We start from the raw sequence: 6116 nt of genomic DNA, 5'->3' as shown, positions 1-6116 counted from the left end.
CAAACGCATCGCCCGCGCCGTCAGTCGTCACCCGGAAACTCGCCCGAGAACGCGGCGGCCATGCGCATCCAGGGTTCCGCCAGCAGCCGGGGGCCGGTCTGCTCCGGGACCTCCTCGACGACAGCGGCGAGCAGTTTCGCCGCACCGATGTAGCCCTTGGCCTCGAACAGCAACTGGGCCCGCTCCCAGCGTTCGACGGTGGTCTCCTCGTGCGGGTCTCAGGCCGCCGGTTCGGCGGCCGGCGTACGACCGGTGGTCAGGTCGGTGGACACATCATCGACGGTGAAGATGCCGAACTGCATCGTCCTCAGCCTTCCATCCATATGGTTGACGAGTCAACCGCACGCCTCCAACGCACCCCGGAGCTTCCCTGTTCCGCCCCGCCGACAGCGGCTCCCATCAGCCGAGTTCCGTCTGGAGCCACCGCAGGACGTCGGGCGTCACGGGATCGGTGATGTCGGCGAACTCGGCATGCCTCTTGAGGAACTTGGCCACGTACGGACAGACGGGCACGATCCGTTTCCCGGACTCGCGCACGTCCACGAGGGCCTGCTGGACCAACTGCACGCCAAGGCCCTGACCGGCGAAGGCGTCGTCGATCTCCGTATGAAAGAAGACACGTTGCTCACCGCGGTCGCGGTAGGCGGTCAGACCGGCACGCCGGCCGTCGACCAGGATCTCGTACCGGTGGTCGGCGTCCACCCGCTCGACGATCGGAGCGGCGGGAGGCTGGCTCATGATGGATGTGCCTTTCGCAGGAGGTCAGCGACGCGGAGGGTTCCGGCGCGGGGTGATGATGGCGTTCGGCAGGGCGGGCGCGGGAAGGCGACGACCCGGATAGCCCTCGACGGCGCCGAAACGGTCGGACGATGCCTCCCAGTCCTTTCGGGCTTGGACGATGTCCTCGTGGCTGCGTCCGATGAAGTTCCACCACATGACGATCTCCTCCTCGAACGGAGGACCCCCGAGCAGCATGACCCGCGCCGGACCGTCCGACTCGTTCACCACTGTCAGGGCGTCGGCGCCGCAGGAAACGTAGCCGAGTTCGGCCGGGCGCAGCACGGTGTCGACCAGACGGACGTCCCCGCTGTCCACGAGCAGGCCGTGCTCGAAGGCGGTGTCCACGGAGAAGGTGATCGCCGCAAGTGGTTCGAGGGCGATCTCGGCGCCGACCAGGGGCGTGAAGGTCCGCACCGGGGAGGCGCTTCCGGCGAGCGAGCCCAGGAAGACCCTGATCTCGGCCCCGTCGATGCGCACGGGTTCGGGGACGTAGTGCTGGAAGTTCCGGTCGGCGTTCCTGTGCTCCTCGGGAAGCGCCACCCACAGCTGGACTCCGTGGAGGACTGTGGTGGCCGGGGTGGAGACCTCGGAGTGACTGATGCCGTATCCGCCCGTCATGAGGTTCATCTCGCCGGGCCGGATGAGGGCATGAGTGCCCAGGCTGTCGCGGTGTTCGACCTCCCCGCTGAACAGCCAGCTCACCGTCTGCAGGCCGGTGTGCGGATGCGGGGCGACGTCCATACCGCCCGACGTGGGGACGTCATTCGGGCCGTAGTGGTCCACGAAGCACCAGGCTCCGATCAGCGTCCGGGCCCGCTGCGGCAGCGTCCGCCGTACGCGCATCGCACGCGGGCCACCCAGGGGCACCTCCCGCGCCGACAGCACATCGACCAGGGGCGCTCCGGTCTGCCGCCCGTCGTCGACCAGGGCTCCGCACTTCAGCTCCGCGGGTTCGGTTTCGACGTTGCTCACCGGGACCACCCTTCCACCTACTATAGTTGTTACATCAACCACTATGCCACGAGAGCAGACTGAGGGCCACAACACGCATCCCGCGTGCAGTCCGGCTTCAGCGGCCATGAAGGAGGCCCACAGTGAGCAACCCCACCACCGGATCCGCACCGACGCGAAGGATCTTCGTCGACAAGCAGAGCCCCAAAGCCTTCCACGCCCTCACGCAGACCGCGGAGGCGGTACGCACGGTCGCCGCCGAGGCGGGACTCGACCGCACCACGGCGGAGCTGATCAACCTCCGTGTGTCACAGATGAACGGCTGCGCCTACTGCCTGGACTCACACACCAGGACGGCCTTGCGCGCGGGCGAGTCGGCACAGCGACTGGGAGTACTGGCGGCCTGGCGGGACACCGAGATGTTCACTCCCTCCGAGCGCGCGGCGCTCGCGCTGGCCGAGGTGACAACCGATCCGACGGACGCCGACGCACAGGCGTCCGCCTACGAAGCCGCCCGGCAGGTCCTCACCGACGACCAGATCTCCGCCGCGATCTGGGTGGCGATCACCATCAACGCGTTCAACCGGGTGTCGATCATGAGTAAGCATCCGGTGCCGGCGCTCCGCAAGGCATAGACCCGCCGGCACACAGACCCGCCCCACCACACCGCCCGATCACCGGACAGCGACGAAAAGAGCTTGCCACTTGATTGACGCATCATCTATGCCTACGTAAGGTTCCCCGTTGACGAATCAACCACGACCTGCGTCCACTCCGTCCCGGCGTGGGCCGCACGGAAGGAACCACCCCATGTACGTCACCGCCGCCATTCTCAGCGTCCTTCTCGCCCTTGTGTCGCTGGCCGCGGGTGCACCCAAGGCGCTCCTCAAGGGCGACGTCTCCGCCGGGCTGCAGTCGCACATGGGGCTGGGCGCGGGCCTCGTCCGCTTCGTCGGACTGGCCGAGGTCGCCGCCGCGGTGGGCCTGATCGTGGGCCTCTTCTGGCAGCCTCTCGGCATCGCGGCCGCCATAGGCTTCGCCATCACGATGGTCGGCGCGGTGGGCTTCCACGCGAAGGCCGGCGACTACGCCGACCCGGCCACGCGGGGGAACGCCATGGCACCCTTCCCCCTCATCCTGCTCTCAGTGGCCACTGCCGTGACGCTCGGACTCGCGATGTGACCCGCGCATCACCGCGCGCCGGCCACCTTCCCGGGTCAGGACGCGTCTTCGTCCAGCTTGTTCACGACGCGCTCGGAGACGTCGCCCAGCACCCGCAGTTCTGCCGGAGTGACATGGTCGAGGAACAGTTCGCGCACCGCCTCGACATGGAGCGGGGCAGCGGCCTTGATCGCCGTACGGCCCGCCTCCGTGATCACCACGAAGGCGCCGCGCCCGTCCTCGGGGCACTCCTGTCGTACTACCAGACCTCGCCCGGCCATCCTCGCGATGTGGTGGGACATCCTGCTCTTCTCCCACTCCAGCGCGCGGGCCAGATCCTGATAGCGCTGCCGCCCTTCCGGTACGTCCGTCAGATTGACCAGCACCGCGAAGTCGGCAGCCGACAGACCCGACTCCGTCTGCAACAAACGCGACAAACGACCCCCGAGCCGCTCCTGCAACCGGACAAAGCTCCGCCATGCATGCTGCTCGTCTGGCGTCAGCCACCGCACCGTTTCTCCCATGGAGTAATTGTAAACGTAGTTGATAGCTCATCAAACTCCGGAGGCGTGGCCCGACCTGTCCTGCCCTGACTGCCCGGGCCGCGCCTCCGGGCCCCGAGTACGGCACACCGAACCAGACCGGAGTTCGCGCCCTCAGGTGTCGCGCGGCGCCTTGAGCCCGGTCCGCAACGCCGTCGTGATCTCCTCCGCCGCGGCGAGTTGGCCCGGCGTAAGGGGATTCACGAACAGCTCGTGTACAGCACGCAGATGAGGCAAGGACGCATCCCGGAACGCCTCCGCGCCGTCGGACGTGAGCACCACCTCGGCACCTCGACTGTCGGTGGCGCACTCCTCGCGCCGTACCAGACCTCGCCGCTCCATGCGCCCTATCTGGTGCGAGAGCCGGCTGCGCTGCCAGCCGATACGGGCGGCCAGTTCGGAGGGGCGCAGGCTGCGCCCCTCCGCTTCGCGCAGCGTGAGGAGCACGGCGTAGTCGCTGGGCGACAGGGAGGACTCGCTCTGCAGGCGTGAGGCGAGTTCAGAGCGGAGCGCTTCCGTCGTCTCGATGAAGTCCCGCCAGATCCGCAGTTCCTCGGTGGTGGGAAACGCCTTCCGTCGCTCTGCCATAGCGCCCCGACCTTCCTTTGTTGACGCGTCAATCATATGGGAGTAATGATTGACGCGTCAACGAGTCCCTGCCGTGCCACCCACGGCCGGGGAGCACAGCAGGAGGAGCCCACCCATGTCTGATCTCGTCTTCGGCCTGGACACGTTCGGCGACGTACCGGAGGACGACTCCGGCAACCCCGTTTCCGACGCGAGGGCCATCAGGCAGGTCGTCGAGGAAGCCGTTCTCGCGGAGGAGACCGGCGTCGACGTCCTGGCCCTCGGTGAGCACCACCGCCCGGAGTACGCGATCTCCAGCCCGGAGACCGTGCTCGCCGGCATCGCCACACGCACCAACCGTATCCGTCTGTCCTCCGGCGTGACCGTACTCAGCTCCGACGATCCGGTCCGCGTGTTCCAGCGCTTCTCGACCGTAGACGCCCTCTCGAACGGCCGGGCCGAGGTCATCCTCGGGCGCGGCTCCTTCACCGAGTCGTTCCCCCTCTTCGGATACGACCTGAGCGACTACGACGTGCTGTTCGAGGAGAAGATCGAGCTCTTCGCCAAGCTGCTGGAGGAGAAGCCCGTCACCTGGAGCGGCACCAAGCGGGCGCCGCTCGAAGGCGCCGACGTCTTTCCCAAGACCGAGTCCGGGCACCTGAGCACCTGGGTCGGTGTCGGCGGTTCACCCCAGTCGGTCGTCCGCACCGCGCGCTACGGCTTCCCGCTCATGATCGCCATCATCGGCGGCGCCCCGGACCGCTTCGCGCCCTACATCGACCTCTACGAGCGCGCCACCGACAAGTTCGGCACGACCGCTCACCCGGTGGGCATGCACTCGCCGGGCTTCATTGCCGACACGGACGAGGAGGCCCGGGAGCTGCACTGGCCGCACTACAAGGTCATCCGGGACCGCATCGGCGCGCTGCGGGGCTGGCCTCCGGTCCGCAAGGAGGAGTACGAGGCCGAGATCGAGCACGGCTCCCTCTACATCGGCTCGCCCGAGACGGTCGCCCGCAAGATGGCCCGCGCCATCAAGGCACTCGGCGTCGGCCGGTTCGACCTCATCTACACCACGGGGGCACAGCCGATCAGCGCTCGCCTGCGCGCCGTCGAGCTGTACGGCACAAAGGTCCTCCCGATGGTCCGCGACATCCTCGCCGGCTGACACCGCGAACGGAGCAGACATGAACATCACGGACGTACGTACGGTCGGCATCCTGGGCGCGGGGAAGGTCGGCACCGTACTGGCACGACTGGCCGTCGCCGCCGGCTACCGCGTGCTCATCGCCGGATCGGGCGATCCCGACAGGATCGCCCTCACCGTCGAAGTCCTCACCCCCGGAGCCGTCCCGGTCGCCGCCGCACAGGCCGCGGCGGAGGCGGACGTCGTCGTCCTGGCGCTCCCGCTCGGCAAGTACCGCGGCATTGACGCCGAGGCGCTGCGGGGCAAGCTCGTCATCGACGCGATGAACTACTGGTGGGAGGTCGACGGCATCCGCGCGGACCTCACCGACCCGCACGCCTCGTCGAGCGAGGTCGTACAGGCGTACTTGTCCGAAGCGCGTGTGGTCAAGGCGTTCAATCACATGGGCTACCACGACCTCGAGGACGGGGCCCGGCCCGCGGGAATCCGTGGCCGCAAGGCCATCGCCATCGCCGGTGACGACCCCGAGGACCTCATCACCGTCTCGCGCCTCGTCGACGACCTCGGCTTCGACCCCGTCGTCGCGGGCCCGCTCTCCGCAGGTGTACGGCTGGAGCCGGGCACGGAGCCGTTCGGCGCCAACGTCGGCGCCGAGGAACTGCGCGCGATGCTCAACCGCTTCCCGGAATCGGAGCGTGGACGGGCCGTGATCAGCGCACGGACTGCTGCTAGGACGTCGACTGAACCCGCTGCTTGAGCGCGATCCCCATGACGGGCCGGTTCTCCCCGGCCAGTCCCCGGTTTCCTGGACTTTTGAACGGTACGTCGGTTCGCGGCCTGTCGTGTCAGCCGAGGCCGTCGGCGCCGACGTGGACGGCGGATTCGTCGAGGAGGGCGTTGGTGACGGGTTGCGGGCGTCCGTCGAGGTCGAGGACCGGGGTGGCTTCCTTGTACCAGGATTCGATGAC

9 protein-coding genes are annotated in these 6116 nt (G+C 68.1%); 4 read left to right on the top strand and 5 right to left on the bottom strand.

Annotated elements, in window-relative coordinates; translation table 11 throughout:
• Positions 1-20: 20 nt before the first annotated feature.
• The 3 genes from IEZ21_RS35785 to IEZ21_RS35775 form a co-directional block, all read right to left on the bottom strand.
• Positions 21-173 carry a hypothetical protein gene (locus IEZ21_RS35785; protein WP_189325985.1) on the bottom strand — a complete coding sequence of 51 codons (153 nt, stop codon included), beginning with the start codon at positions 171-173 and terminating at the stop codon, positions 21-23.
• 226 nt (positions 174-399) lie between these two features.
• Positions 400-738: a GNAT family N-acetyltransferase gene (locus IEZ21_RS35780; RefSeq protein ID WP_189325984.1), complete on the bottom strand. Its 339-nt coding sequence runs from the start codon at positions 736-738 to the stop codon at positions 400-402.
• Between the two features lie 24 nt (positions 739-762).
• Positions 763-1752, bottom strand: coding sequence for a pirin family protein (locus tag IEZ21_RS35775; RefSeq protein WP_189325983.1), 990 nt, complete (start codon positions 1750-1752; stop codon positions 763-765).
• 122 nt (positions 1753-1874) lie between these two features.
• On the opposite strand from IEZ21_RS35775, the gene IEZ21_RS35770 reads away from it, so the two are divergent.
• Both IEZ21_RS35770 and IEZ21_RS35765 read left to right on the top strand, forming a co-directional pair.
• Entirely contained in the window at positions 1875-2366 is a 492-nt protein-coding gene (locus IEZ21_RS35770; protein ID WP_189325982.1) for a carboxymuconolactone decarboxylase family protein, read from the top strand.
• Positions 2367-2541: 175 nt separating this feature from the next.
• Positions 2542-2913 (top strand): DoxX family protein, encoded by a 372-nt coding sequence (locus IEZ21_RS35765; RefSeq protein ID WP_189325981.1) that lies wholly within the window; start codon positions 2542-2544, stop codon positions 2911-2913.
• A gap of 35 nt (positions 2914-2948) precedes the next feature.
• Here the strand turns inward: IEZ21_RS35765 and IEZ21_RS35760 are convergent, their stop codons facing one another.
• Both IEZ21_RS35760 and IEZ21_RS35755 read right to left on the bottom strand, forming a co-directional pair.
• Positions 2949-3416, bottom strand: coding sequence for a MarR family winged helix-turn-helix transcriptional regulator (locus IEZ21_RS35760; RefSeq protein WP_189325980.1), 468 nt, complete (start codon positions 3414-3416; stop codon positions 2949-2951).
• 132 nt (positions 3417-3548) lie between these two features.
• Positions 3549-4022 carry a MarR family winged helix-turn-helix transcriptional regulator gene (locus IEZ21_RS35755; RefSeq protein ID WP_189325979.1) on the bottom strand — a complete coding sequence of 158 codons (474 nt, stop codon included), beginning with the start codon at positions 4020-4022 and terminating at the stop codon, positions 3549-3551.
• Between the two features lie 115 nt (positions 4023-4137).
• Here IEZ21_RS35755 and IEZ21_RS35750 point away from each other — a divergent pair, with 115 nt between their 5' ends.
• Both IEZ21_RS35750 and IEZ21_RS35745 read left to right on the top strand, forming a co-directional pair.
• Positions 4138-5169: an LLM class flavin-dependent oxidoreductase gene (locus IEZ21_RS35750; RefSeq protein ID WP_189325978.1), complete on the top strand. Its 1032-nt coding sequence runs from the start codon at positions 4138-4140 to the stop codon at positions 5167-5169.
• A 19-nt stretch (positions 5170-5188) separates the two neighbouring features.
• Entirely contained in the window at positions 5189-5905 is a 717-nt protein-coding gene (locus IEZ21_RS35745) for an NADPH-dependent F420 reductase (protein ID WP_189325977.1), read from the top strand.
• Positions 5906-6116: the final 211 nt, after the last annotated feature.

The sequence above is a fragment of the Streptomyces flaveus genome (assembly GCF_014647675.1).
Classification (GTDB): Bacteria; Actinomycetota; Actinomycetes; order Streptomycetales; family Streptomycetaceae; genus Streptomyces; species Streptomyces flaveus.
The sequence above is the reverse complement of the archived record's forward strand: the minus strand, read 5'-3'. Positions and strand labels throughout refer to the sequence as shown.

Bases quoted from the DNA above. Each gene is read 5' to 3' on its own strand.
- IEZ21_RS35780 (WP_189325984.1), bottom strand. From the start codon at position 738: ATGAGCCAGCCTCCCGCCGCTCCGATCGTCGAGCGGGTGGACGCCGAC.
- IEZ21_RS35765 (WP_189325981.1), top strand. From the start codon at position 2,542: ATGTACGTCACCGCCGCCATTCTCAGCGTCCTTCTCGCCCTTGTGTCG.
- IEZ21_RS35760 (WP_189325980.1), bottom strand. From the start codon at position 3,416: ATGGGAGAAACGGTGCGGTGGCTGACGCCAGACGAGCAGCATGCATGG.
- IEZ21_RS35755 (WP_189325979.1), bottom strand. From the start codon at position 4,022: ATGGCAGAGCGACGGAAGGCGTTTCCCACCACCGAGGAACTGCGGATC.
- IEZ21_RS35750 (WP_189325978.1), top strand. From the start codon at position 4,138: ATGTCTGATCTCGTCTTCGGCCTGGACACGTTCGGCGACGTACCGGAG.
- IEZ21_RS35745 (WP_189325977.1), top strand. From the start codon at position 5,189: ATGAACATCACGGACGTACGTACGGTCGGCATCCTGGGCGCGGGGAAG.